Origin of the sequence: Rhodopseudomonas sp. B29 (assembly GCF_000333455.1) — a bacterium.
Lineage (GTDB): Bacteria > Pseudomonadota > Alphaproteobacteria > Rhizobiales > Xanthobacteraceae > Rhodopseudomonas.
Genome location: NZ_BADD01000413.1, coordinates 1 through 1278, shown reverse-complemented (window position 1 = coordinate 1278; position 1278 = coordinate 1). Strand labels below are relative to the sequence as shown.

The 1278-nt window shown below is 66.1% G+C and carries 2 protein-coding genes; both read left to right on the top strand.

The window, feature by feature from the left end:
- Positions 1–335: 335 nt before the first annotated feature.
- Entirely contained in the window at positions 336–686 is a 351-nt protein-coding gene (locus I5M_RS14850; RefSeq protein WP_022722120.1) for a DUF4164 domain-containing protein, read from the top strand.
- Positions 683–1090 (top strand): cell division protein ZapA, encoded by a 408-nt coding sequence (locus I5M_RS14845; RefSeq protein WP_022722119.1) that lies wholly within the window; start codon positions 683–685, stop codon positions 1088–1090. Before I5M_RS14850 ends, I5M_RS14845 begins: the two co-directional genes overlap by 4 nt.
- Positions 1091–1278 lie beyond the last annotated feature (188 nt).

Sequence of the window (1278 nt, the reverse complement as noted above, 5' to 3'; positions counted from 1 at the left end):
GTTGCCGCCGCCTCGCGGGTGCGAAACGGGCCTGCCGACGAGGGCAGCGTGTTGAACAGATGGGGGCTGGAAAGCCGGGAAGCCAGCGTGGCATAGCACCTGATACCGCTGACTCCAAGGTTCCGGGCCGTCCCTGCCCCGCCAGAACACCGCCCGGGAGTTGTTTGTGGTGCATAGTTTGGCGCCAGCGTTGCGCTTCTTTTCTGCGACACGTAAATTTCACGCCGTAAGGGCTTGTCCGACCGCGTCTTTTGTTGGGAAAGCCGGGTACCCACCGGCTCCGGCTTTCGGCCCGCTCGGACGCTGCAGCCTATGCGAGGATCGCGCTCGACAGCATGACGGATCGTCCCGCCACCGGTTCCATCACCGCCGATCAGGCTCCGACCGAGATCGTCGCGGCGACGCGCCGTCTGGCGTCCGCTCTGGAGGCGCTGGAAAGCGCAGTCGAACGCCGCGCCGAGGCCGATCGCGACGAGGACGAACTGGCGTCACGCATTCAGGCGCTCGGCGCCGACCGCTCCCGTCTGGCTGACGAGCTCGATGGCGCGCTGGTCCGCAGCCGCAGGCTGGAGCGTACCAACCGCGAGATCGCCGCCAAGCTCGACGCCGCGATCGGCACGATCCGTGAGGTGCTGGATGGCGCAGGCCTGGGTGAAGAGCAGCATGCTGCCGAGGAGGCGCCATGACGACGCCGTCTGCCGGTTCGGCCAACCATGTCAGCGTTACGATCAATGGCCGTCAGTACCGCATGGCCTGCGAGGTGGGCCAGGAGCCGCAGCTGCTGTCGCTAGCCGATCATCTCGAAGCTCGCATCCAGAGCTTGCGCGGCCGCTTCGGCGAAATCGGCGACGCACGCCTGACCGTGATGGCCGCGCTGATGATGGCCGACGAACTACTCGAGACGCAGAATCGGCTTGCGGCGTTGACTCAAGAGGTCGAAGCGCTGCGCGGCGATCGCGCCGCCAATATCGAGCGCACCGTATCGACCAATCGCGCCGTCGCTGCGGCGCTGAACTCCGCCGCCGAACGCATCGAACGCACCACGCAACTCCTCAACCGCACCATCGGCGGTGGGATTGCGATCGGGTAGTTGGTGCCGCGGATGCTTCCGTCACTGTAGCTCGTGCCCCAGCCTATCTTTCGTCATTCCGGGGCGCGCGTAAGCGCGAACCCGGAATCCATACTCCGTGACGTCGCGAATAAACACGGACGCCGCCTCGCAGCCAACTAACACAGGGGTGATGGGGTGGACGGCCCCCGACGGCATCGCATTGTGCC